Here is a 22,389-nt window from a genome sequence, read left to right on the forward strand (position 1 = left end):
GCGCCGATGGCCTTCACCTCGCCGATCACGACACCGCGAAAGTCCACCGCCGCGCCCGGCGACAGGCCGCGCAGCGACTGGTTGAAGTACAGCAGCAGGGTCTGCGCCGGGCCGTCCGGCGTCTTCATGGCAGTCGACTCGTCGCCGGCCAGCGCGAAGGCTGTGCCCTCCGGGGCCGCCGGGCCGCGGGCTTCGTCTGGCGCGCCAAAGGCGATGCCTCCGAGAAGGATGGACGTGAGCGACTGGGTGCGCAGCGTCGCGCCGCTCGCGCTGAGCCGCAGGTCGAAACCGCTGGCATGCCAGAAGCGCGTGTTGGCGCCGACGAAGGCGTCATAGGGCGCGTTCACGAAGATCCGCAGCAAGACGCCGTGGCCATCGCGTTCGAGCTCATAGGCGGCGACCTGGCCAACCTTGATGCGCCGCAGGAACACCGGCGAGCCCACGCCGAGCGAGCCTGCGTCCTCGGCATGCAGCAGAAACTGCGTGCCCGACGCGCCGTGCGTCACGACGGGAGGCGCCTCGAGGCCGACGAACATCCTGTTGTTCTCGCTCGACGAGCCTGCATCGGCGCCGATGTAGGCACCAGACAGCAAGGTGCCCAGGCCCGAAATGCCCGTGGTGTCGAGTCGCGGTCGCACCACCCAGAAACGCGTGTCCCGTGCAGCGAAGCCCTCGGCGTCCCGGTCGAGCTGCAGCACCACGCGCACGTGCGAGCGGTCGCTGGACAGGCGCAGGCTCTGCACCACGCCGATCTGCACCTCCTTGTACTTCACGACCGTCTTGCCGGCCTCTAGACCGTCGGCTGTTCCGAAGCTCACCTCGACCGTGGGACCGGGCTCGAGGAGGACGCGAGCGACCAGCGCGAGGCCGATCAATGCCGCGACCACAGGAATTAGCCAGATCAACGAGAGCATCCGGTCGCGGCGCCGTGTCACGCCGGACGGGCAGTTAAATCGCCGGCCGCATTGTCGATGCCGGCCCTTGAGGCATCTTGGCGCATCACCAGGCTGAATCTCGTGTTGGGCCCGTCGCTGAACTGGGCGACCGAGTCCTGAGCCAGTGCCTCCTGGTCCTCTTCCGTCGACCGGAAGCCGCGATGGGGGAGGGGCTGCGCCCCCGTGCAGCCAGCCAGCGCGAAAGCGGTGGCGCGAATCATGGCGTGGATCGATGGGCGCATTCGTGTTTCCTTCGTCGCAAGGCGGTGTTGGAGGTGCGTTGGCTAGTCGAGCTGCAAGACACGATCACCGTCGCCCGGCCGACAGCCATCGGCGATAGGTGTCCAGCCGCGGTGCACGACAACCTGCTTGCCGTCATGGCACAGTTCGATGCGCTGGCTCTCGGGCAGCTGTTCGTGCACGAACGTCTCAACGGTCGAGGGCAGGCTGACTCGCAGTTTCAGCGCGTAGCGGTCTTCCTCTGGATGGTCGTCCAGATGCAACAGCGGAACGAAGTTAGACGCGAAGATCAGCGCGTGCGAGTCGACGTCGACCGGCTCGGGCACGTAGGGCGCCTGCCGCAACCAGTTCTGGGCGCGTTCGCGCAGGTCGTCTCCGTCGGCCAGATTGCCCCACGCGACGGCAAGCAGCTCCATGACCCACTGGTTGCAGTTCTGGTAGCGCAGGCTGAACGGATAGGCATTGGCGCTGTAGGTCGCGGCCAGCAGGTGCAGCGCGCCGGCTTTGTCGAGCGCCGTGCGCCGCAGCGTTTGAGCCGCGCCGGCGGGAAGCCGCACGATCGAGATGTAGCTCAGCGTGGGGTCGTCAATGCCCATCACGAAGCCCGTCAGGCCCTGGTCGTAGATTCGTGGGCGGCCTTCGTTGCAGGCGTAGTACAGCTGGCGGGCAGACCATGCATCGTTCTCGTCCCGCCATGCGATGGCGGCGTGGGAGTATCGAATGTGAAATCGCGAAAGATCGAGCCCGGAACGGCTGATCAGCACGGCACCGTCGCCGGTGGCGGAAAGCTCGTCGCGGACGACGGCGGCAAGACGCAGCAACCGGTCCTGCTGGTCTGCAGTCAACGGCTTCGTGTAATCGCAGAACTGCGAGGAAGCCAGCGGTCCCGTCCCGCCTGGCGCCGCTTGCGCCGTGCCCCATGCGAGAGCGAGGATTGCCGCGAGCCCCAGCGCGAGCCGGTGCACGACGCTCAAAGGCTGACGGGGCGGGCGGCCAGCTCCCCGTACCAATCGTCGGCAAGCACCAGGTAGAACGCCTTGCGGTTGTCGCTGCGCGCGAATGCGGTTCCGTAGGCGCGCTGTTGGGCATGCACCTGGTCCCCGGGAACCAAGTGTTCCTTCGCGAAGGTGGCTTGCGGCAGTTCGAGCACGATGCGCTGCTGCGTATCGTCGCGCTGCATCGCGACGCGCGTGAAGCCGGCGCGGCCGGCGGCCTCCGCGACCTCGGTGATGCGGTAGTCGCCCTCGGCCACCTTGTCGCCGTCGAACGAGCTCTTGCTCGAACCGCGCAGCGATGCAGACACGCTGCCGCTGGATGCGGAACCGGCACTGGAGGCCAGGGAAGTGAAGACTTCGGCATTGGCGTTGAAGGCGACCGCGAAGACGGCGCTCAGGCATGCAAGGCGGAAAAAGCGGATGGAAGTCATCGGATGCTCCTGGTGGCTGTGATGAATCGATGGGTGCTGCGTCACTGCAGATAAGCGACCAGCTGATCGGCCCCTTTTTCAATGCCTACGACGGACGCACTTCTGGCGCCGATACCGGCCTTGAGGTTCCATGCATTGGGATACTGCTTGGCGACGTAGGCCCCGAGCAGCTCGTTGGTCGAGGCGTCGTAGATCTCGACCGCAAAGCTGACCGAGCCCGTCATGGCGCCTTCCCTGCCGCGGACGGCCTGCACGGCGTTGTAGGGGCCGCCCATGAGGTCGAACCGGGAGACGGTGCTGAGCACGGCCGTGTTCGTCTTGGCGCCGGTGAGCGTCAGCTTGATCCGCACGGCATTGACGTTCCTGGCCGAGGCGCCTCGGAAGCGTGCATTCAGCTTCTCGGTGAACTGGCTCTGCATGTAGCGGGCGAGGAACATCTTGTCGTCTTCCGACACATCGTCGAACTGGGCGTCGCTGCCGCGATAGATGATGCCTCCGACCTGTGGCCGGATCTCCGCCGTGCGAACGGCCGCGACCCGCCCTGGCAGATCGTCGGCGATCGTCACAGCAGCGGGCCGCAGGGTCAGCACCGAGGCCTGCGCTGGGGCGTCCGCCGTCAACGGCGCCGGCTTGCTGCACGCCGTCACCAGCACGGTCACGGCGACTATCCCGGCGATACCGCAGATGCGCCACAACTTCATCGAATTCATACCGGCAGACCCTTGAGTGTTCTCAACGGGCAACGCGCCCGTCGTCAAGGAGCGCAGTGTCGGCAAAGAGCGTCCACATTCGGTCGCAGAATTCTCAAGATTCGATCCAGATAAACGGGCGGCTCCCGAGGTTCTTCCCCTTCCATGCGCCGAGCACACTTCTCTTGCTGCGCTGCATCAGAGTGCTGCGAAGTTCGATGGCGACGTTGGCGAGCCGGCGCCGCACCGCGAGACACCGCGACGAGCATTGGCATCTCAAGGTGACGGTGCAGTTCATTGCTCACCCGTTTGTCGGGAAACCATCCGTGCTCGCGCGATCGAGGTGGCGTGACATGCCGCGTCTCCATCGATTCCACACAGACGCTTGATAGCCAGCCAACGTCCAACGCGCAGACTCCTTGCAATCCGTTTCAACGCGTACTGCCGGGGGGCGATTCCTTCCATGGCGGTCGAGACGGTGATCGCCTTCGCGGCGCGACGACGGCCCTGACGGCACGATCGCGACGCCTTTTCAAGATTGATGGAATCTCTTCCAATGAATTCACAACTTCTCGCCGACGAGGCGAAATACTGTTCCTTCGGGGACACGGTTCACTATGTGAACCCGCCCAAGATCTTCTCCGGCTGCGATGGCAGCTACATGTACGACGCCGAGGGAACGCCCTACCTGGATCTACAGATGTGGTACTCGGCCGTGAACTTCGGGTACAAGAACAGGCGCCTCGAAGACGTCATGAAGCGCCAGCTCGAGACGCTGCCGCAGGTGGCCAGCCAGTACCTGCACCCCACCAAGATCGAACTTGCGAAGTGGATCGCGCAGGATGCCGAGAAAAAGTGGGGCCGTGCGGGCCGCGTGCACTTCAACGTGGGCGGCGCGCAGGCCATCGAGGATTCACTCAAGGTCGTGCGCAATGCCAGCAACGGCAAGAGCCTGATGTTCGCTTTCGAGGGCGGCTATCACGGCCGCACGCTGGGTGCATCGAGCATCACTTCGAGCTACCGCTACCGCCGCCGGTTCGGTCACTTCGGCGACCGCGCGCAGTTCATCCCCTTTCCGTATCCCTTCCGCCGTCCCAAGGGCATGACCGCCGAAGAGTACTCGGACTCCATCGTGCGCGAATTCGCGCGCAAGTTTGAGAACGAATACCACGCGGTGTGGGACCCGAAGACCCGTCAGTGCGAGTACGCCGCCTTCTACGTCGAGCCGATCCAGGGCACCGGCGGTTATGTCGTGCCGCCGCCCAATTTCTACAAGGGCCTGAAGAAGGTGCTCGATGAGCACGGCATCCTGATGGTGGTCGACGAGATCCAGATGGGTTTCTGGCGCACCGGCAAGCTCTGGGCCATCGAGAATTTCGGCGTACAGCCCGACGTGCTGGTGTTCGCCAAGGCGCTGACCAATGGCCTGAACGCACTCAGCGGCCTGTGGGCCCGCGAAGAGTTGATCAACCCGCAGGTGTTTCCGCCGGGATCGACGCACTCGACCTTCGCCGGCAATCCGCTGGGCACGGCGCTGGGCCTGGAGGTGCTGCGCATGACGGCCGAGATCGACTATGGCAAGCAGGTTTGCGACAGCGGCGCCTACTTCCTCGAAGGCCTGAAGGAACTGCAGAAGCGCCACAAGGAAATCGGCGACGTCGACGGCATGGGTCTGGCGCTGCGCGCCGAGATCTGCACCGAGGACGGCTTCACGCCCAACCGCGAGTTGCTCGACAAGATGGTCGACATCGGTTTGGCGGGCGACCTCGAATACGACGGCCGCAAGATGGGCCTGGTGCTCGACGTGGGCGGCTACTACAAGAACGTGATCACCTTCGCGCCCTCGCTCGAGATCTCGCGGGCCGAGATCGACCAGGCCATGGTGCTGCTCGACCAGCTGATCGCCCGTGCCAAGCGCAGCTGACATCAGGCGGTGTACTTTTTCCACCAGCTTGAGCCGGATGCGCTGGTCGATGCTTTCGCTTCGCATCCGCCCGAGGGATTCGCGCTGCTCGAGGGTGGCCTTGGGCCGACTGCCGAGCCGCGCCGCGCCGCCCCGGTGTTCGCGGCACCGTTCGACCTTCTGACCACGGCCGATGCCGCGCTGAGGCGACGGGCTGAATCGCTGCCATTTTCTCGCTACTGGTTGCGCCACCTGCGCGTGCGCACCGCATTCGTGGGCAGCACTGCATCGGAATATTTGCTCGCACCGCGCGAGCGACTTCCGCAGGAGTGGGCCGCAGCGTTGTTGCAGCGCTGGGGTCAGCAATTTCAGCTGATGGTCTTCAAGGACCTTCCTGCCGAATCGCCATTGCTCGGTACCGCAGACAACGCCAGGGCCTCCGCATTGATGCGCGCCTGTCTGGAGGCAGGATGCCTGCTGGTCGAAGGCCAGGCGCTGGCCTATGTGCCCATCGATTTTCCGGACGTCGCAACCTACATGGAGCGTTTGTCGGCGAGCCGAAGGAAGAACTTGCGCCGAAAGCTGCGCAGCCTCGCCCAACTCGAGGTTCGACGGATCGCTACGGGCAGCGAGCACTTCGAGTCGTCAGAGTTCACGGACGCGTACTACGCGCTCTACGAAGCCGTCTATGCGCAGAGCGAACTGCATTTCGACCACCTCACGCGCTCCTTTCTCTCGCATGTGCTGCGCGATGCGTCGGCCGGCGGCGTGGTGTTCGAGTACCGTCGCACAGGCAAGCTCATCGGATGGAACCTGTGCTTCGAGGCCGACAACAAGCTGGTGGACAAGTACATCGGGCTGAGCTATCCAGAAGCGCGTGAGTGCAACCTGTATTTCGTGAGCTGGGTGCTGAATCTGGAATACGCGATCGAACGCGGCCTTACGCACTACGTCGCCGGATGGACGGATCCCGAAGTCAAGGCGCAACTGGGCGCGAGCTTCACTTTCACTCGACACGCCGTATACGTGCGCAATCCGCTGCTGCGCTGGCTGGCGCGGTGTTTTGTGAGCCGCTTCGAGCGTGACCGTGCCTGGCGTAGGTCGGAGCCTGCCGCATGAGCCTTCCCCCTGTCGTCCTGGATCTGGATCGGTCGGTCGGACAGCTTGCGAGCGAGTGGCGCATTCCACTGGGAGATCGGCAGGAGGCGTTGCGCTTCGGCTGCGGCCTCAGGCACATGCGTGCGCTGGCACGCCAACTCGATATCTGGCTGCCGGCTCCCGCCCGACACGGCCCGGTATTCATGGGCAGCGGGGACTTCCATCACCTGACCTGGCCACTGGTGGCGCGCTGCATCCGTGCGCTGGGCCTGCGGCGGTCGCAGTTGCGCGTGGTAGTTCTGGACAACCATCCCGACAACATGCGGTTTCCTTTCGGCGTGCACTGCGGCTCCTGGGTACGCCATGTTGCGCAACTGCCCGAAGTCGCACATGTGCTCGTGGCAGGCATCACCTCCAGTGACATCGGCTGGCGTCACAGTTGGGAAAACCAACTCTCGCCCCTGCGTGCAGGCAAACTGAGCTACTGGAGCGTCGGCGTGGACACCGGCTGGGCGCGCTGGCTCGGCGTGGCATCGGCGTTTCGCAATTTCTCCAGCACGCAGGCGCTCGCGGATGCACTGGCCGAGCACCTTCATCGGGAATGCCGACCCACCTATTTGTCGATCGACAAGGACGTGTTCGCGCCCGACGTGGTGCACACCAACTGGGACCAGGGCCTTTTGCTGGAGGCGCAGTCGACCCAGGTCATCGATGCCCTGCGAGGACAGCTCGTCGGCAGCGACATCACAGGCGAGGTCTCGTCTTATCGCTACCAAAGCGCCTGGAAGCGCTGGCTCAGCGCGGGGGACGGGCAGGACACGGACATCGGGCAAGAGCAACTGACGCGCTGGCAGACACAGCAGCACGCCCTCAACCAGCGCCTGCTGCCCCGCCTCGGGCAAGTCGGCCTGATCACCCACTAACTCATTCATGCGCATTCAATCCCAATCCCGCCGCAACATGCGTGACGCGCTCATCGAAAGATTGCTGCGCCGGGCTTTCGAGCCACTTGTCTGGCGCGGCACCCTGACGGTGGTCCTGTCGCACGGAAAGAAACTGACCTTCGGTGACCAGGGGTTGCCACGCGCGCAGATCCGCTTCACGGATCGTCGAGCCATGCTGGCGTTGCTGCTGGATCCCGATTTGCAGCTTGGCGAGTTGTTCGTGCAAGGACGGCTGCAGATCGAACAGGGCTCGATCTACGACGTGCTGGAACTGTTGCTGCGGGACGCAAAGGACTTGCAGCCGCACGGGTTCGTCCGCGTGCTCGACCGAGGGCGAATGTTGTTGCGTCCATTGCTTGAGCGCAACCGCCATCGCCGGGCGCGCGCGAACGTGGCGCACCACTACGACTTGGACGATCGGCTCTACAGCCTGTTCCTCGGCGCTGATCGGCAGTACTCGTGTGCCTACTTCCAGACCGGCGAGGAAAGCCTGGAAGTCGCACAACTCGCCAAGATGCGGCACATTGCCGCCAAGCTGCTTGTGGACCCGCACCATCGGGTCCTTGACATCGGGTGCGGCTGGGGCGGCCTGTCGCGTTACCTGGCCGAGATCGGCGGCGCCCTGCACGTCACTGGCACGACGCTGTCGCAAGAGCAGTTGGCCGGCGCCAAGCGCCGAGCCGCTGAGTCGCACCAGGCCAAGCGCCTGGAGTACCGGCTGGAGGACTACCGCGACACGGCCGGCACCTTTGAGCGAATCGTCTCCGTTGGCATGTTCGAGCACGTGGGACGACGAAATCACCACAGGTTCTTTCGCAAGTGCCATGAGCTCCTGGCCGACGACGGCGTCATGCTCCTGCATTTCATCGGTAACTCCGATGTGCCTGACTTCAACAATCCGTGGATCGAGAGATACATCTTTCCGGGCGGCAGTCTGCCTTCGCTTTCGGAATGCATGCCGGCCATCGAAAACGCCGGTCTGGTCGTGACCGATATCGAGGTCTTGAGGTTGCATTACGCGCAGACGCTTCGGTTCTGGCGTGAACGCTTCCTGGCTCGGCGTGATGAGGCACGGGCGCTGTATGACGAGCGTTTCTGCAGGATCTGGGAGTTCTACCTCTCGATGTCGGAGGCGGCGTTTCATCACCAGCAGATCGCCGTCTTCCAGATCCAGTTGGCGCGCCGCCAGGATGCGGTCCCACTGACGCGCGACTACATCGACGCGCGCAAGGACCTTCTGTGGGCTCTCGAAACCCAGTCGCTCAACTATGGCGACCTGGCGACATCGGTGTTCTAGGTGCCGAGGCACAGTGCTCGGCCAGCGTGTCGCAAAGCACGGCGAATCGTGCATCGTCGAGCCATGGACTGTTGCTGATGGCCAGCAGGCGAGCGGCCATGGTGCGCGCGTGGGGCAGCACCTGGGGCGCCATGGCGCTCGCAAGGCAGGGATAGTCGGGCAGCGCATGCGCGAAAGGCAGGCTCAGGCCGCACCCGTTGCCCCAGGCAGCACGTAGCACGCTGTCACGGTGGGCTCGCGTAGGCAACCGAATCAGGAAGACCGGCCACACGCCGGCGGCACATGGCACTGCCGCGCTGTCCTCCAATACCTGCACGCCGGGAATGTCTGCGAGTCGATTGCGGCGCCGACGCGCTTGCGCTGTGCATTGCGCCAGGAAGCCTGGCAGTCGTGCCAGCGCCCGGACGCCCACCGCTTGGCGCCAACGCCCCACGCGATGCAACGGGATAGTCGGCTCAAAAACGTCGCCTGCAGCACCCAGCCAATCACCACGCCGCAGCGCCCGGCGCAGCGGCAGCCCATAGACCCAGCGCAGGACTGCCGGGCGGTAGCACAGGGCATATCCAAGCAGTTCCAGTGACCGCCGCAATTCCCAGCCCGCGCGCGGTGGCACCACATCGACGCTTGCCTGTGCGCAGGCCTCGCGCAGCGCGGGGTCCCCCACGACCAATGCACCGCCTTCGAACATGCTCAGCCCCTTGCCGACCGCCAGACTGAAGAACCCGATATCGCCCCGTGTTCCCACGCTGCGACCTTCGGCCTGCGCGCCGAGCGCCTGGGCTGCGTCCTCGATGGTCCAGGCGCCCACACGGCGGGCGCAGTCCAGTGCGGTCGCTACATCGGCGATCCGCCCGCCCAGGTGGGTCGGCAGCACGGCGAGCGTCTGGGCATTGCACAGGCGTTGCAAGTGCGCCGGATCCAGGTCGAGCGTGCCGGCGCCCAGGTCGCAGACCCGCAACTTGAGACCGCAATGGATCACCGCGAGCGCGACCAGAGGGCAGGTGTAGCCCGGCACCACCACCTCGTCGCGTTCGGGCACAAGACGACTGAGCGCCGTCAGTGCCACCACCAGCGCAGCGGTGCCGGAGCACTCGATCTGCGCGGCTTCCACGCGCAGGAAGCGCGCGAGCGCTGCACCCAGATCCGCGTCGGCGTGTCGAGTCGGCCAGCCCAGGTCCGCGCGGAGCAGCGGTAGCCCGGCGGTGGGGGGGACCTCGCCTAAGCGCTCAAGGTACCGAGGCATCGCAGCGCCGGGGCGCACCGGCATGCTCGGCCTTTGCCGCGCCTGTCGATGCGCCGTCCTGCTTCTCGCCAAAGGCCAGGCAAACGATGCCGGCAAGGATGCTCAGGGCGCCCGCGATTTGCGGCCAGCCGATGCGCTCGCCCAGCAGCGCATACGACAGTGCCATCACCGCGACAACTTCCAGGTGTGAGGCTGCGAACGCCGGCCCGATCGGCGTATGCCTGAGCAGGCGCATCCAGGTGAAGAAAGCGCCGATGTACCCTGCGAAAGCCCCGTAGATCCACGGCTGGCCGAAGACCCTTGCCAGCCATGCCGAATTGAACGCGAGCGGCAGCGCCTGTTCGCCTGCCATCTTGAAGCTCAGTTGTGCCAAGGTGTCGAAGGCCACGAGCATGAGAAAGCCCGCGACATAGAAACGGCGCGTCTCGGTCATCCGTGCAAACCTACGACGGCCACACCGATCGAGATCAGGAGCATGCCGGTAACCCGCATGGGCGAGAGCTTCTCGGCGAACAGGTACCGCCCGGCGAGCATGACCGCAACGATGTTGATCGAGCCCAGCAGCACACCCTGCGACAAAGGCACCAGGGAAATGAACGCCAGCCACAGCACGAACTCGGCCACGTAACAGCTCAATCCGACCCAGAGCCAGGGACGGCGCGCCATCCAGATCCAGCGCGCCAGGCCATCGCAGTCATCGGGGCTGCGTGCGGCGGCCTTGAAGGCCAACTGGCCGCCGCTGTCCATGAGCACGTTCAGTGTCCACAGCGAGAGAACCAGGGGCGTAAAGGCAGCGCTCATCGGGATACCTTTGTGCTTCGCGCTCCGGCACGCGCTGGCTTGGGGTGGCCCAGCGCAGCGTTCATGACGCGAGCGAGCCGGCACCCGCACATTTGGCCGTCTCGGTCTGCTGTGCCACGCATAAACTGGTCCGGCGCGCGGCGACTGCGATGCGACTGGCGAAATCCACCGCGTGCGCGGTGACGGTGCGACGTTCGCGATCGACCGTGATCATGTGATAGCAGTCATGCAGCAGCACCAGTTCGACGGGAGCGCGCACCTTGCGCAGAACCAGCCTGGCGTTGGCCACGCTGGAGACATCGTCCTGGCTGGCGTGCATCACCAGGCAAGGTGCGCGCACGCGGCCCAGCTGGCGCCGCGCGTGCGTCGACAGCGCTCGCATTTCGATGATGGCGTACCAGGGATTCCCCGGCAGGCCGGCGGCGGCGCTGTCCCCCTGTTGCATTCGTTCGACGATGCGCTTGCGCACCGCTTCGTCCTTGATGCCGTAGGGCGGCTGTTCCATGAAGACCTGACTGCGTCCGATGCCGAGTGCCCGGAAGCCCCTCAGGAGGAATGAGAGTCTTGTGTAGCGCGGGATACTCCAGCCGTCATGCCAGAACATGGTGGACAGGGCCCCCACGCCGTCAACCAGTTCCGGCCGCTTGGCTGCGAGTTCCAGCGCCAGGACCGCACCCATCGACAACCCGATCACCACCAACCGATCGGTGCGACTGCGCAGCCGCTCGGCGCCGGAGTGCACGCTCGTCGCCCAGTCCTGCCAGCGCGTCCTCAACAAGTCTTCCTGGGTGCCGCAATGGCCTGCCAGTTGCACCCCGTAGACGGTGAAGCCTGCGCGGTGCAGGCCCTTGCCGAGCAAGCGCATTTCATTGGGCGTGCCTGTGAGACCGTGCACCAGCAGGATGCCGGTGCGGGCACGTTCGCCGTGACCCTCGTACAGAAATTCGTGCTGCGTCACACACACAGGGGAGTCACTCGGGGAGCCTTCGGAATCGTCCATCGTGTGGTTCATGCGAGGCAATCCTTGGGTTGCGTGATTTCCAGCATCAGCGCCAGCGCTTCGCGGAAATTCTCGAACGCCACGTGCGGAATCCGCTGGCCTCGGCAATGCCCGATCAAGCGGTCCTTGGCCAGCACGAAGTCAGCCTTGCCCGCAACACAAAAATCGGAGCTGCCATCGCCGATGAACAGGACTTTGCCGTGCAACTTGCGCTGCTCGGACAGGCAGGCGCATTTGCAATTTCCGCTGGCGCGCTCGCAGCTGGCTCTGGCATGCGGCGTGTACAGCCGCCAGCCGCGCTCGCCGACCTGAACCAGCTGATTCGCGATCACCGGCAGGTCACCCAGGCCGTGGGCCCGCAGGATCTGTTTGATGGCACGGTCCATTCCGTCGCTGACCACCTGCACCCTGATACCCCTGAGCCGAGCCGCGCCGACAAAGGCCCGGAAATGAGGATCGATGGACATCCGGTCGAGGTGAGAGTCGAATTCTTGTGCACTCATGTCCAGGAGCGACACCTGCCCGCTCATGCATTCGCGCGAGCCGATCTGACCGCTTTCCCAAGCCTTCTCCAGCGCCTGCCAGCCACGACCGCCAAAGCGCCGCAGCAAGCTGTCCGTGACATCCTCGACGCTGATCGTTCCATCGAAATCGCATTGGATGGTCCAGCCGGCTGACGGCGTGGTGCAAGTTGCCGCTGCACGCGACGCGATTTGAAATGACTCACTCATAGAAGCTCACCCTCACGTTGCGACCCGGGCGCAGCCTCGAAGCGGCTGCCGGATCAAGTTCAAGAATGCAGTCCACCACGCGCAGGCCCGTACGCTGAGGCGTCTCGTCGTCGAGGCGGCTCGGCCCATAGGCGGCGCTCAGACGCAGCACGTGCGCGGCGACTTGCGCCGGTTCGGCGCCGTCATGGGCGTCGCGCTCGATCTGGATGGTGGCGCGCATGCCGGGTTTGACGCTCGCCACGTAGCTCTCGTTGAGTTCGGCTCGCACGATCAGCGCGCGCTGCGGCATGAGAACCATCAGCGGGGGCGCTCCCTGGGCTGCGACACGGGCGCCGGCCTGGACATTGAGCTTGAGCACGATGGCGTCGTGGGGTGCCGTGATCGTGTGGTGCCGGACGGCCAGACGCGCGAGGTCCACCTTCTGGCGCGCGATGGCGATTTCCGCCTCCAACACACGCATGGCCGCCTCGATGTCGCGCTGGGCCTGAAGCGCTTCTTCGGTACGCTGCGGATCGAGGGCTCCCGCACGGGCCGCCTCGTCCATGCGTCGGGCCAGTTGACGTGCGGCGGGCAGGCGCGCGGCCTGGGCATGCTTGCGCGCCTGCACCAGTTGCAGGTCGGCTTGGGCGAGGTCGGCCTCCATGCGCGCTTGCTCGGATGCCAGCTTCAGCAGCACCTGACCGCGTTGCACGAGATCGCCTTCGCCCACGTCCAGGGTTTCGATCTCGCCATTCAGGGGAGACACGACATCGAGCAAGCCGCCGCGCACCTCGACCTTGCCGCGCGCCATCGCCAGCAGCCGGGGCGAATCGCCCGTGGCGTTAGGGGCGACGATTGCGGGAGAGGGGGTAGAAGGGGGACTGGGCTTCGAGCAACCGCTTATGGCGGTGGCCAGCAGCAAGATCCACGGCAGGCGCCGATGCAGCCGGTCCTTCGGGAGGGGATTCATCAGTGAACTTCCTTGTAGACGGGCCGACGTGCCGCGGTCTCGGGCCTCGTGTCGCCGCGAATCTGTCCATCCTCCATCGTCAACACGCGATCGGCGTGATGCACGAGGCGCGGGTCGTGACTGACACACAGCACAGTGGTGCCGTGGACACGTGCGATCTCGTGCAGCAGGTCAATGACCTTCTGGCCGTTGTCCGCATCCAGTGCGCTGGTTGGCTCGTCGGCGAACAGCAGCTGCGGCTCCTTGGCCAGCGCGCGGGCAATCGCGACCCGCTGCTTCTCTCCACCCGACAACTGCGCTGGAAAGGCATCGGCGCGGTGGTTCATCCCCACTTCCGCCAGGGCCTGCATCGCGCGTTCTGCCGATTGCCGAAAGCTCAGACCAAGATAGCCGAGCGGCAACTGCACCTGCTCGCGTGCAGTGAGCGCCGCGAAGAGATTGAATCCCTGGAACACGAAGCCGGTGTGTCGAAGACGGAAGCGCTCGAGTGCGCGCTTGTCCATTTGGCTCAGTTCATCGCCGAGGGCCAGAACCTGCCCTGAATCGGGCGTTTGCAGTCCGCTCAGAAGCGACAACAGCGTGCTCTTGCCACAGCCCGACGGTCCGGAGATCAGTGTGAGCTCGCCGTGGTGTATGCGAATGGACAGCTTGCGCAGCACGTCGACCCGCACCTTTCCCGACAGAAAGGACTTGCTGAGCTGGCGCCCTTCGAGGCTCGCGTGCGAGGACGCAAGCGGAGGAAGCACTCTCATGGTCACCTCAGCAACATCGCGGGATCGGCACGCACCAGCCCGCGCACGGCGATCAGGCCAGATATCAGTGCGAGGCCGAGTACCAGAGCCGCGCAGGCCAGTGCCACCGCGGCACCCATGCCGACTGGCACGCCGTAGTGGGCGGCCAACCAGAGAAGCAAGCTGGTGAACAGACCGCTGACCGCCAGACCGATGCATCCGACCCAGCAGGCCTGCTCGACCACGATGCGACGCAGAGCGCCCAGGCTCGCTCCCAAAGCATTGAGCATGGCGTATTCACGCGCGGAGCCCGCCACGACCGCCATCAGCGATTGGCTGGTTACCACTGCGCCGACCAAGCAGACAATGCCGGCCATGAACAGCACGGCGATACCGGCGCCGGTATCGAACATCCAGTACAACTGTGAACGGCGCGCGAATTCCGCGGCCGTCCAGACTTCGAAAGCGCCGAAGGTTGTGCTGCCGACCAGGCGTGACTTGATGGCATCGGCCTGATCGGCGCGAGAAATCCGCGCCACGAAGTACGTCACTGCAGAGGACGACTCGCCAGCCCGCAACCCGCGCGCCGTCGCCGTCGACGCCAGCACGTTGACGCCACCGAGGGCGCGCAGGCCGTCGAGCGCGGCCACGATCTGCACGCGCTGACCATTTAGCCAGGCATGCTCCCCGACCGGCGTCCTGAGCTGATCCAGATCCGACCGGTCTACGATCACCGCACCGGGTTCGCGCAGCCGCCCGCGCAACGCCAGAGGCAATACACGGGAGAACATCATGGCGTCCGCGTCCGTGCGGATGCCCGAAACATACACCGAGACCCCGCCGCCGGATCGCTCCTTGTTGCGCCAGTCGCCTTCCACCCAGAGGTAGGGCTCGACGTCGGCGACGCCAGGGTCCATGCGAAGGCGCATCTCCACGTCGGCATTGATGTCGCGGCCGAAATTGACGCTTTGCGTGCCCGGGTAGCCCGCCCACAGGTCGGTCGAGGACGCCGTCACATAGACGGCCGCACTGCCGAAAATTCCCAGCACCAGCGCCGCTTGCACGGTCAGCAAGAGACCTGCGAACCCAACGGCCAAGACGGCCGGCACGAAGCGGCGCCACTCATGGACGATGGTCTTGCGCGCCAATGCGATCATGAGGCTGACCCTTCGACGCCGGCGGGCCATGGCGCACCGCCAAGCGACTTGTACAGCGCCACGAACGCGAGCGTGTGGCTGGTATGAGCAGCGGCAAGAGCGATGGACTGTTGCAGCGCCTCACGTTGGGCTGCCAGGCGATCGAGCTCGCTCGCCAACCCCAAGCCCACCAACAAGACCTGGGCTTGCGTGCGGCGATCGCTTGCGTCAAGGGCGATCTGGAGTTGTCGGGTGCGTTCCTGCGCGTGCTGCAACCGGCTCAGGGCCGACTCGGTCTCCGCGACACCTTCCAGGACAGCTTGGCGATAGGCCATCAGCGAGGCATCGAGCGCTTCCTTCTGCGCATCGGCGAAGGCACGCCTGCGGCCCCAGTCGAACAGAGGGATGTCGATCACCGGGCCGATTGCCGGAATGTTGTCCGAAGTGCGGCGACTGTGCCGCGTGAGGTTGTGCGCGTAAAGGATTGAGGCCCCGAGCGCGATCCGGGGATAGAGTTCTGCCCGGGCGATTCCCAGTTCAGCGGCTGCCTTCAGCACCTGCGCCTCGGCGCTGCGTATTTCAGGGCGGTATCGCAGCAAGTCCGCCGGCACTTGCCGTAGCGCAAAAATCTTCGTGCCTGGCAGCGGCACCGGCGGCCAAGTCGCAGCCGGGGTCCAGGCCTCGTCGGGGGTGGCTCGACCCAGCAGCATGGCGAGTCCTTGCGAAGCCCGCTCGGCCGTCTCGCGCGCTTCGCTCGATCGGGCGTGCGTCTGCGCCAGACGCTCGACGACCTGGAGCCGCTCATCGGGCGCTCCCAGCCGCAGGCGATGCCGCAAATCGAGCAGTGCCAGCGTCTGATCGTCCAGCGACGCCAGCCGCTGCAGCAACGCTTCGCGATGCACGGCGTCGCGCAGCTCAGCGTAGGTACGTACCACCTCGGCAATGCTGGACACGCGCGCCCCATGATCGGCCGCGATCGCCGCATCCACCCGGGCCTTGCCATTGCGCTGCGCCGACTCGTGCGCACCAAACAGCCCCAGTTCCCATATTGCATCAACACTGGCCTGGAAGTAGTTATCCGTTGCCGAGATGTCCTGCAAAGTGCGGGCATTCCCGGCAAGCGTCGGCAGATGCTGCGTGTGGTCGCGTCGTGCGAGCAATCTCGCCTGGCGCAGGCGGCTGCGCGCCTGTGCCATCGTCAGGTTTTGCGTCATGGCCTGATCGACCATGGCATCGAGTTGGGGATCGTCCAGTACCTTCCACCATGTTTGCAAGTCGGGCTGAATGGCATTGGGGGGCGTGTCGCCAATTTGGCGCCAACCCGCCGGCAAATCGCCCGGCAGCGTTGGAAGTTCGACCGTGGAGCAGGCCGATAGGACGCATGCGAGGAGCGGAGCGCACAGCAGCAAGGCAAGGCGGGGGGTAGAAAGTCGTGCGCGAAACAAGGCGGAGCAACTGGCAGAAGAGGTAAGTGCATCAAGTGGACCGCCTCAACATCGGCAAACATTGCGTATTCGGTGGAGATCGGATCAAGTCCGATTGCCTGAGAGGTCGGCACTGCTGCGATGCCCCATCTTGATCAAATCTTGATCAAGACCCATCCCATTCTTTGCACGATGGCGAAAGAATGTCGTTCGCTGAGCCGTCTGCATGCTTGGTCAGGTCGCAGCAACAGGGCCGCTCAAGCAGCCTCGATAATGTTTCGGTGCCGGAAGCAAGTTGTCCGCCGACCTAGCCTCGGCAGCAACGTAACTGCTGCACAGGCTCGCCAGAGCTCCGTGTTACTCCTAACTCCCAAAGATCGCAGTTTCCATGGCCAATGAGCGAATTCTTATCGTCGAAGATGATGCCGAGATTGCCGAGGTGCTCGCGGCGTACTTGCATCGCGACGGCTATCTCACGACAGTCTGCCCAGATGGGCGCGAAGCCATGAAGGTGTTCGCGCAATGGCAGCCGGACCTCGTGCTGCTTGACTACATGCTGCCGCACGTCGGGGGAAGCGAGATCCTGGCCGCCATCCGGCGAGTTGGCGATGTCCCGGTCATCATGGTCACGGCCGTTGAAGGGGAAGTGGAGAAACTGGGTGCACTTCTCTACGGTGCCGACGACTATGTGGTCAAGCCCTTCAATCCAAAGGAAGTGGTGGCGCGCGTGCAGGTCGTCCTGAAGCGGTCCCGCGGTTCACAACGCAATGCGCAACCTCGCCTGGCCTGCGGTACTCTCGAGATCGACCTGGAGGCTGTGATGGCGCGCGTGGTGGGAAATGAGGTGCCGCTCGATTTGACGATCACAGAGTTCAAGCTGCTGGCGACCTTGATGCGGCAGCCGCGCAAGGCCTTCAGCCGCTCCGAATTGCTGGAGGCCTCCCTGCCAGAGAGCGACGCGCTCGAGCGGGTCGTCGACACGCACGTCCACAACTTGCGCAAAAAGTTGGAGGAACAGGGTGTCCGCGGCATTCCCCTCGCTGTGCGCGGGGTCGGCTATCGCCTTGGCGATCCTGGATGAAATCGTCGCGTCGGTCACTGTGGGCATGGCTTACCTGGCGCATGGTGGCCTTGGCGATCGCCGCCACGGCTTCCGTCCAGGCGGGCATGTGGGTTCGCTACAGCCATTGGTCCGACAAGATCGATTCGCAGCTGCCCAGCGGGATCGTTGCCGAACTCAAGGAGCGCGAAGCCGCTCCTAGGACTGAAGAGAACTCCAAACGGTTGAGGGAAATCTACAGCGAGTACGGAGATCGTTTTGTTGCCCCTTCAGACTCCGATGACCTGCTTGTCCAGACACTGCTGAGCCTGGCCATCCTTCCCTTCGTGGTGGCCTTCGGGCTGCTCTTGGCACGCCGCATCGTTCAGCCCGTCTTGGATGTCGCGACCGCGGCGGAATCCGTCTCCGAGGGCCGGTTTTCCGCGCGAGCGCCTGTGCTCGACTCCGCGCCCGCCGAACTGCAGCGCCTCGCGAGCCATTTCAACATGATGGCCGAGCGCCTCGAAGCGTACGACCGGGAACTGCAGGACTCCAGTGCCGCGATCGCCCATGAACTTCGTACACCGCTCACAGCGGCGATCGGGCGGCTGCAGGGGATCATCGACGAAGTGTTCCCACTCGAGGATCGGCAGATCAGGACTGTGCTGGATCAGCTCGGGCAGATCAATCGCATCATCGGCGACCTGCAGGTTCTTTCGCTCGCCCAAGGCGGCCGACTGCAGTTGGAGATCACCGACTTCAATCTGCGCAGCTTCGTCGACGAGCGAATCTCATGGGCGAAGCCTTCTCTGCAAGCGTGTGGCTTGGTGGCAGTCAATCATCTAGGCGGCGACCAGATCGTTCGCGCCGACAGGGGCAGGTTGGGCCAGGTACTTTCGGCGCTTATCGACAATGCCATTCGCTATGCGAGCGACGGCGGCATCGTGGAGGTCGATTGCCGCGCGAGCCCAACTGTCATCGAACTGATCGTGCGAGACCGCGGCAAGAGCGCGACGGGGCAGGACCTGACCCGCTTTTTCGAGCGCTTCTGGCGCGGAGAACAATCCCGTTCCCGGAACGCGGGGGGAGCCGGGCTGGGCCTGTCGATTGTCCAGGCAATCTGCAGAGCACACGGCGGCCATGCGCAAGCGGTTGCTGGCGCAGAGGGTGGAGCCGAAATCCGGATCTACCTGCCACGGGACGGGATCCTTTCGGATCCCGGCAAGCCGGCAGTCTGAGCGTTGCGCCGAGCCCGTTGCGCGGGCCGGCTTGGAGCGTCGGGTGAGTGGACGAGACTGGGCTTCCGATAGGTTCGGTCGTTGACCGCCCGGGAAGACCATTCCCACCGGCTTCCGGTTTGCGTGATCGCACGCGCGCGGGTGCCATGGTCCGACGCTTCGAACACGCGGGCGTGCGGGCTCTTCATCGGATCTTGATGGTTCGTGGCCTGCTTCTCTATCCGAGGATCCAAGAATGCCGAGGTTGAGAGCCCTTCGTCTGGTTGCTTCTCAAGTGTCCTTGCTAGCCGTGAACACCTCCGCACGCCCTGTCCCTGCCCGCCATGTCTGTTGCATCCGCGACAGCACACTTTGATCGCCCCGATGAAAGCGCCACTGCTGAATGCTTCCCCTTTTGCCATGGACATGTGGCGCTTGCTGAAACCCTTCGCGTATGTCGTCGCGATCGCAACGGTCTTGGGCGGCATGGGCGGCATCGCCACGGCCTCGCTGCTCGAGCAGGTCAATGCGGCCTTGCACAGCACTTCGGCTATCTCCATTTCTGCGATCGCGGGGTTGGCGGTTCTGGCCGTGTTCGCGGTCGGAGGTCATACCGTGGCAGGCATCCTCAATAGCTTCACCGGTCAGCGGCTTGTCGCCGCCCTGCGTAAGGACGTCTCCCTGCGAATGCTGAACGCACCCGTCGCGTCCCTGGAGCGCATGAAAAGCTACCGGTTGCAGGCGATCCTCAACGAGGACATCGACACCATCAGCGACTTCACCGCGGAGTGCCTGCCGCAATTCGATGTGGTTGGCGAACGACACAGGCGAAGTCGACTTGGCGGCGGGAGTCTCCTCCTCCAGTCGGAAGTCGGCCGACAGGCGCGCAATCCGCCGGAAGGCCACTTGCGCTTGGCTGAAAAAAGGGAGCAGCGCGGCCAGTTCCTCGATCGGCCCCTTGATGAAGAGCAGCACGATGACGAAGCCGCTGACGACCGGTGCGTCGATCTCCGGGGACGGGCGTGCCGCCAGAATCCATACCACGACTAGGAAGAACAGCGCGGAGTTCGTACCTTCGGCGATCCAGAACAAGCTCAGTGCCCGGGCCTTGAGCCGTGCCACGAGGTCGGCGGCGCCGGCCAACCGGACGCCATGCACCTGCGCTCGCCGCTTCCGATTGAGTCGAAGCTCCTTGGCTCCTTCCACCACACCGCGGTAGTGCTTCTGCAGCTCGTCCTCGCCGGCCCGCGCCTTCTCGAAGTCGCGACTCCAGGCCTTCGCTGCGACGTAGTTGATTCCGATGCCGACGACCAGTGCGACGGCACTGACGAGGAACAGAACGGGTGAGAGTCTGAACAGGTAGATCGCACAGCCCGCGGTGACCGCGAAGGCCGAAGCGTGGCCGGCGAACGCTACCGTTTCGACGCGCCGGAAGAAGGCGCCGTGCCGTTCGAGGCGGGTCCCATCGACCTGCGTCTTCAGCGCGGCGAGACCCTGTTCATCGTCGGCGGCAATGGCAGCGGGAAGACGACGCTCATCAAGCTGCTCCTGGGTCTCTATCAACCGAGCCAAGGGCAGGTCCTGCTCGATGGCGTGCCAGTGGACGACCACAACCGCGAAGCCTATCGCGAGCTCTTCTCCGCCATCTTCTCCGACTATCACCTGTTCGATGAACTCGTTGTGCAGGACGCCGATCAGATTCGAGCCGCTGATGGACTGATCGATCGACTGGGGATTGCCGGCAAGGTCAAGCTTGTCGACGGTGCGTTCTCCACGACAGATGTCTCGACGGGCCAACGCAAGCGCCTCGCACTTGTCCATGCCTGGCTGGAGAACCGCCCCGTGATGATGCTCGATGAATGGGCCGCGGACCAGGACCCGGAATTCCGGCGTGTGTTCTACCAGGAACTGCTTCCGGAACTCAAGCGGCAGGGCAAGACCCTCATCGTGGTCTCGCATGACGATCGCTACTTCGGGGCGGCAGACCGCGTGATTCGGATGAATGGAGGTCGGATCGTTGACGAGGTCGCGCCGCTTGCGGCAGGGAAACCATCCGAGGCGTACAAGACCACGTCTTCGACAAGGCCAGAACTACCCTCACGGCGCACTGCCACCGACAGGTAGCGTCAGGGCAAGGTTCACTCGCGTTCAATCAAGCACATGGACAGGCGGACATCGGCCTGGTGAGTTTTGCCGTCCCCTTCTTCGGGTGCACCGCCGTTGCCTACTGGGGTCTGGGTTGGTCCGGCCCGGCGAGCTGGCTGGCCGGCATCGCGATGTCTACCACTTCGGTGGCCGTGGTGTACGCCGTGATGCTGGAGTTCGGCTTCAACGCGACCGACTACGGCAAGACGGTACTCGCTGCCTGCTTTATCACTGACCTGGCCACCGTGCTGGCGCTGGGCTTCATCTTCGCGCCGTTCACGTTCAAGACCTTGATCTTCTTCGCGGCCTGCGGCGTTGCCGCCATCGTGCTGCCGTGGCTGACCCCGAGGTTCTTCAAACGCTTTGGCGGCCGGCCCTCGGAACTGGAGGCCAAGTACCTGATGTTCCTGCTGTTCGGGCTGGGCGCGCTGGCGGCCTGGGCGGACAGCGAGGCGGTGCTGCCTGCCTATCTCACCGGCATGGTGCTGGCGGGCACCGTCGGCAAGGACCATGCACTGGTGCGGCGGCTGCGCACGCTGACCTTTGGCCTGCTGACGCCGTTCTATTTCATCCGAGCCGGCTCGCTGGTCTCGGTGCCGGCGCTGGTGGCGGCGCCCGGCGCCTTCCTCATCCTCTTGGCGGCCAAGATGGCCACCAAGGTGGCCGGCGTCTATCCGCTGTCGCGCTGGTATGGCGCGCCCCGCAAGGAGGCCTCGTACACGACGCTGCTGATGTCCACCGGGCTCACCTTCGGCACCATTTCGGCGCTGTTCGGTCTATCCCACAAAGTGATCGATCAGGCGCAATATTCGTATCTGGTGGCCGCCGTGATCGGCAGCGCGGTGGTGCCCACGCTCATCGCCAATGCTTTCTTCCTGCCGCGGCACCTCCTGGGCCAGGTCGATCCGCCCGAGGAAGCGCCAGCGACGCAGGCCACGGCGTCGTCAGGGATCCCGCGATGACCTCGTGGTCGGTCATCGCGACTGCGCGCCGGCAAACCGGTCGGCAGGAAAGGAGACACCATGTTCGGCAAAGTCCTTCTGGCGTACGACGGAACCCAGACCGCTGACCTTGCGTTCACACGCGCTCTTCAGGTGGCCCATGACGCCCATGCGCCGCTGCACGTCCTGGCCGTCGCATGGTCTCCCGAAGTAGAGACGCACGCATCCCTGGACAAGATTCGGGGCCAATGCTGGGAATACCTGAACCTGTTGCGCAACAAGGCGGCGGTGGCCCAGGTCGTCCTCGAACTCGAGGTCGTCGAGGGCAACTGCGCCGATCAGATCGTCGCGGCCGCCGATCGCCTGGAGGCGGACCTGATCGTCATCGGTCACCGCCAGCGCACGCTGATGCAGCGGATGTCGGAAGCGTCGCTCGCCAAACGGGTCGTCGATCATGCGCATTGCTCGGTGCTGGTCGCGAGATGAGCGCAAAGCGAGAC

At 64.7% G+C, this 22,389-nt stretch carries 23 protein-coding genes and 1 pseudogene; 10 read left to right on the forward strand and 14 right to left on the reverse strand.

All coding sequences use genetic code 11. The annotated features are described in order from the left end of the window. The 5 genes from ACSFCA_RS35365 to ACSFCA_RS35385 form a co-directional block, all read right to left on the reverse strand. A partial coding sequence (locus ACSFCA_RS35365) for a PqiB family protein (RefSeq protein WP_435462801.1) occupies window positions 1–935 on the reverse strand: 935 nt, incomplete at its 3' end. Continuing rightward, entirely contained in the window at window positions 932–1,177 is a 246-nt protein-coding gene (locus ACSFCA_RS35370) for a hypothetical protein (RefSeq protein WP_435474980.1), read from the reverse strand. The genes ACSFCA_RS35365 and ACSFCA_RS35370, both read right to left, overlap by 4 nt. A gap of 42 nt (window positions 1,178–1,219) precedes the next feature. Next, on the reverse strand, window positions 1,220–2,149 hold the full coding sequence (locus ACSFCA_RS35375) for a DUF2145 domain-containing protein (protein ID WP_435462803.1): 930 nt from the start codon (window positions 2,147–2,149) through the stop codon (window positions 1,220–1,222). Then, window positions 2,146–2,601, reverse strand: a complete 456-nt coding sequence (locus ACSFCA_RS35380) for a TOBE domain-containing protein (RefSeq protein ID WP_435462804.1) — start codon at window positions 2,599–2,601, stop codon at window positions 2,146–2,148. Before ACSFCA_RS35380 ends, ACSFCA_RS35375 begins: the two co-directional genes overlap by 4 nt. Before the next feature lie 41 nt (window positions 2,602–2,642). Next, window positions 2,643–3,311, reverse strand: a complete 669-nt coding sequence (locus ACSFCA_RS35385; RefSeq protein ID WP_435462805.1) for a DUF3313 domain-containing protein — start codon at window positions 3,309–3,311, stop codon at window positions 2,643–2,645. 535 nt (window positions 3,312–3,846) lie between these two features. Between ACSFCA_RS35385 and ACSFCA_RS35390 the strand changes: the two genes are divergently transcribed. The 4 genes from ACSFCA_RS35390 to ACSFCA_RS35405 are packed head-to-tail and all read left to right on the forward strand — an operon-like array spanning window position 3,847 to window position 8,532. Further along, complete coding sequence (locus ACSFCA_RS35390) at window positions 3,847–5,214, forward strand: aspartate aminotransferase family protein (RefSeq protein ID WP_435462806.1); 1,368 nt, start codon at window positions 3,847–3,849, stop codon at window positions 5,212–5,214. Between the two features lie 9 nt (window positions 5,215–5,223). Then, window positions 5,224–6,312: a GNAT family N-acetyltransferase gene (locus ACSFCA_RS35395; RefSeq protein ID WP_435462807.1), complete on the forward strand. Its 1,089-nt coding sequence runs from the start codon at window positions 5,224–5,226 to the stop codon at window positions 6,310–6,312. Next, window positions 6,309–7,214, forward strand: a complete 906-nt coding sequence (locus ACSFCA_RS35400) for a hypothetical protein (protein ID WP_435462808.1) — start codon at window positions 6,309–6,311, stop codon at window positions 7,212–7,214. The genes ACSFCA_RS35395 and ACSFCA_RS35400 overlap by 4 nt, the downstream gene beginning before the upstream one ends. Before the next feature lie 7 nt (window positions 7,215–7,221). Then, window positions 7,222–8,532 (forward strand): class I SAM-dependent methyltransferase, encoded by a 1,311-nt coding sequence (locus ACSFCA_RS35405; RefSeq protein WP_435462809.1) that lies wholly within the window; start codon window positions 7,222–7,224, stop codon window positions 8,530–8,532. On the opposite strand, the gene ACSFCA_RS35410 is transcribed toward ACSFCA_RS35405, so the two are convergent. The 9 genes from ACSFCA_RS35410 to ACSFCA_RS35450 form a co-directional block, all read right to left on the reverse strand. Then, window positions 8,498–9,799 carry a DegT/DnrJ/EryC1/StrS family aminotransferase gene (locus ACSFCA_RS35410; RefSeq protein ID WP_435462810.1) on the reverse strand — a complete coding sequence of 434 codons (1,302 nt, stop codon included), beginning with the start codon at window positions 9,797–9,799 and terminating at the stop codon, window positions 8,498–8,500. The genes ACSFCA_RS35405 and ACSFCA_RS35410 overlap by 35 nt on opposite strands. After that, window positions 9,759–10,208 (reverse strand): EamA family transporter, encoded by a 450-nt coding sequence (locus ACSFCA_RS35415; RefSeq protein WP_435462811.1) that lies wholly within the window; start codon window positions 10,206–10,208, stop codon window positions 9,759–9,761. The genes ACSFCA_RS35410 and ACSFCA_RS35415 overlap by 41 nt, the downstream gene beginning before the upstream one ends. Continuing rightward, on the reverse strand, window positions 10,205–10,576 hold the full coding sequence (locus tag ACSFCA_RS35420) for an EamA family transporter (protein WP_435462812.1): 372 nt from the start codon (window positions 10,574–10,576) through the stop codon (window positions 10,205–10,207). The genes ACSFCA_RS35415 and ACSFCA_RS35420 overlap by 4 nt, the downstream gene beginning before the upstream one ends. A 61-nt stretch (window positions 10,577–10,637) precedes the next feature. After that, on the reverse strand, window positions 10,638–11,588 hold the full coding sequence (locus tag ACSFCA_RS35425) for an alpha/beta hydrolase (protein WP_435462813.1): 951 nt from the start codon (window positions 11,586–11,588) through the stop codon (window positions 10,638–10,640). Next, window positions 11,585–12,307: an MtnX-like HAD-IB family phosphatase gene (locus ACSFCA_RS35430; RefSeq protein ID WP_435462814.1), complete on the reverse strand. Its 723-nt coding sequence runs from the start codon at window positions 12,305–12,307 to the stop codon at window positions 11,585–11,587. Before ACSFCA_RS35430 ends, ACSFCA_RS35425 begins: the two co-directional genes overlap by 4 nt. Beyond that, window positions 12,300–13,256 (reverse strand): HlyD family secretion protein, encoded by a 957-nt coding sequence (locus ACSFCA_RS35435; RefSeq protein WP_435462815.1) that lies wholly within the window; start codon window positions 13,254–13,256, stop codon window positions 12,300–12,302. The genes ACSFCA_RS35430 and ACSFCA_RS35435 overlap by 8 nt, the downstream gene beginning before the upstream one ends. Beyond that, window positions 13,256–14,008, reverse strand: coding sequence for an ABC transporter ATP-binding protein (locus tag ACSFCA_RS35440; protein WP_435462816.1), 753 nt, complete (start codon window positions 14,006–14,008; stop codon window positions 13,256–13,258). The genes ACSFCA_RS35435 and ACSFCA_RS35440 overlap by 1 nt, the downstream gene beginning before the upstream one ends. Before the next feature lie 2 nt (window positions 14,009–14,010). After that, on the reverse strand, window positions 14,011–15,144 hold the full coding sequence (locus ACSFCA_RS35445) for an ABC transporter permease (RefSeq protein WP_435462817.1): 1,134 nt from the start codon (window positions 15,142–15,144) through the stop codon (window positions 14,011–14,013). Next, window positions 15,141–16,532 (reverse strand): TolC family protein, encoded by a 1,392-nt coding sequence (locus ACSFCA_RS35450; protein WP_435462818.1) that lies wholly within the window; start codon window positions 16,530–16,532, stop codon window positions 15,141–15,143. Before ACSFCA_RS35450 ends, ACSFCA_RS35445 begins: the two co-directional genes overlap by 4 nt. A 403-nt stretch (window positions 16,533–16,935) precedes the next feature. Here ACSFCA_RS35450 and ACSFCA_RS35455 point away from each other — a divergent pair, with 403 nt between their 5' ends. From ACSFCA_RS35455 to ACSFCA_RS35480, 6 genes and pseudogenes are all read left to right on the forward strand, one after another. Further along, complete coding sequence (locus tag ACSFCA_RS35455) at window positions 16,936–17,628, forward strand: response regulator transcription factor (protein WP_435462819.1); 693 nt, start codon at window positions 16,936–16,938, stop codon at window positions 17,626–17,628. Continuing rightward, entirely contained in the window at window positions 17,625–18,824 is a 1,200-nt protein-coding gene (locus ACSFCA_RS35460) for an ATP-binding protein (RefSeq protein WP_435474969.1), read from the forward strand. Before ACSFCA_RS35455 ends, ACSFCA_RS35460 begins: the two co-directional genes overlap by 4 nt. Window positions 18,825–19,289: 465 nt before the next feature. Next, window positions 19,290–19,853, forward strand: a complete 564-nt coding sequence (locus ACSFCA_RS35465) for an ABC transporter transmembrane domain-containing protein (protein ID WP_435462844.1) — start codon at window positions 19,290–19,292, stop codon at window positions 19,851–19,853. A gap of 360 nt (window positions 19,854–20,213) precedes the next feature. Beyond that, window positions 20,214–20,927, forward strand: a pseudogene (locus ACSFCA_RS35470) (cyclic peptide export ABC transporter); the annotation flags it as partial. Between the two features lie 59 nt (window positions 20,928–20,986). Further along, the gene (locus tag ACSFCA_RS35475) at window positions 20,987–21,910 is read left to right on the forward strand and encodes a cation:proton antiporter (protein ID WP_435462821.1); all 924 of its coding nucleotides are present in this window, start codon (window positions 20,987–20,989) and stop codon (window positions 21,908–21,910) included. 60 nt (window positions 21,911–21,970) lie between these two features. Beyond that, a complete protein-coding gene (locus tag ACSFCA_RS35480) occupies window positions 21,971–22,375 on the forward strand; it encodes a universal stress protein (protein WP_435462822.1) in 405 nt (134 codons plus the stop codon). Window positions 22,376–22,389: the final 14 nt, after the last annotated feature.

Origin of the sequence: Variovorax multivorans (assembly GCF_051216835.1) — a bacterium.
Lineage (GTDB): Bacteria > Pseudomonadota > Gammaproteobacteria > Burkholderiales > Burkholderiaceae_C > Variovorax.

Bases quoted from the DNA above. Each gene is read 5' to 3' on its own strand.
- ACSFCA_RS35370 (WP_435474980.1), bottom strand. From the start codon at position 1,177: ATGCGCCCATCGATCCACGCCATGATTCGCGCCACCGCTTTCGCGCTG.
- ACSFCA_RS35380 (WP_435462804.1), bottom strand. From the start codon at position 2,601: ATGACTTCCATCCGCTTTTTCCGCCTTGCATGCCTGAGCGCCGTCTTC.
- ACSFCA_RS35385 (WP_435462805.1), bottom strand. From the start codon at position 3,311: ATGAATTCGATGAAGTTGTGGCGCATCTGCGGTATCGCCGGGATAGTC.
- ACSFCA_RS35390 (WP_435462806.1), top strand. From the start codon at position 3,847: ATGAATTCACAACTTCTCGCCGACGAGGCGAAATACTGTTCCTTCGGG.
- ACSFCA_RS35400 (WP_435462808.1), top strand. From the start codon at position 6,309: ATGAGCCTTCCCCCTGTCGTCCTGGATCTGGATCGGTCGGTCGGACAG.
- ACSFCA_RS35405 (WP_435462809.1), top strand. From the start codon at position 7,222: ATGCGCATTCAATCCCAATCCCGCCGCAACATGCGTGACGCGCTCATC.
- ACSFCA_RS35410 (WP_435462810.1), bottom strand. From the start codon at position 9,799: ATGCCGGTGCGCCCCGGCGCTGCGATGCCTCGGTACCTTGAGCGCTTA.
- ACSFCA_RS35415 (WP_435462811.1), bottom strand. From the start codon at position 10,208: ATGACCGAGACGCGCCGTTTCTATGTCGCGGGCTTTCTCATGCTCGTG.
- ACSFCA_RS35420 (WP_435462812.1), bottom strand. From the start codon at position 10,576: ATGAGCGCTGCCTTTACGCCCCTGGTTCTCTCGCTGTGGACACTGAAC.
- ACSFCA_RS35425 (WP_435462813.1), bottom strand. From the start codon at position 11,588: ATGAACCACACGATGGACGATTCCGAAGGCTCCCCGAGTGACTCCCCT.
- ACSFCA_RS35430 (WP_435462814.1), bottom strand. From the start codon at position 12,307: ATGAGTGAGTCATTTCAAATCGCGTCGCGTGCAGCGGCAACTTGCACC.
- ACSFCA_RS35435 (WP_435462815.1), bottom strand. From the start codon at position 13,256: ATGAATCCCCTCCCGAAGGACCGGCTGCATCGGCGCCTGCCGTGGATC.
- ACSFCA_RS35440 (WP_435462816.1), bottom strand. From the start codon at position 14,008: ATGAGAGTGCTTCCTCCGCTTGCGTCCTCGCACGCGAGCCTCGAAGGG.
- ACSFCA_RS35445 (WP_435462817.1), bottom strand. From the start codon at position 15,144: ATGATCGCATTGGCGCGCAAGACCATCGTCCATGAGTGGCGCCGCTTC.
- ACSFCA_RS35455 (WP_435462819.1), top strand. From the start codon at position 16,936: ATGGCCAATGAGCGAATTCTTATCGTCGAAGATGATGCCGAGATTGCC.
- ACSFCA_RS35460 (WP_435474969.1), top strand. From the start codon at position 17,625: ATGAAATCGTCGCGTCGGTCACTGTGGGCATGGCTTACCTGGCGCATG.
- ACSFCA_RS35465 (WP_435462844.1), top strand. From the start codon at position 19,290: ATGGGCGGCATCGCCACGGCCTCGCTGCTCGAGCAGGTCAATGCGGCC.
- ACSFCA_RS35480 (WP_435462822.1), top strand. From the start codon at position 21,971: ATGTTCGGCAAAGTCCTTCTGGCGTACGACGGAACCCAGACCGCTGAC.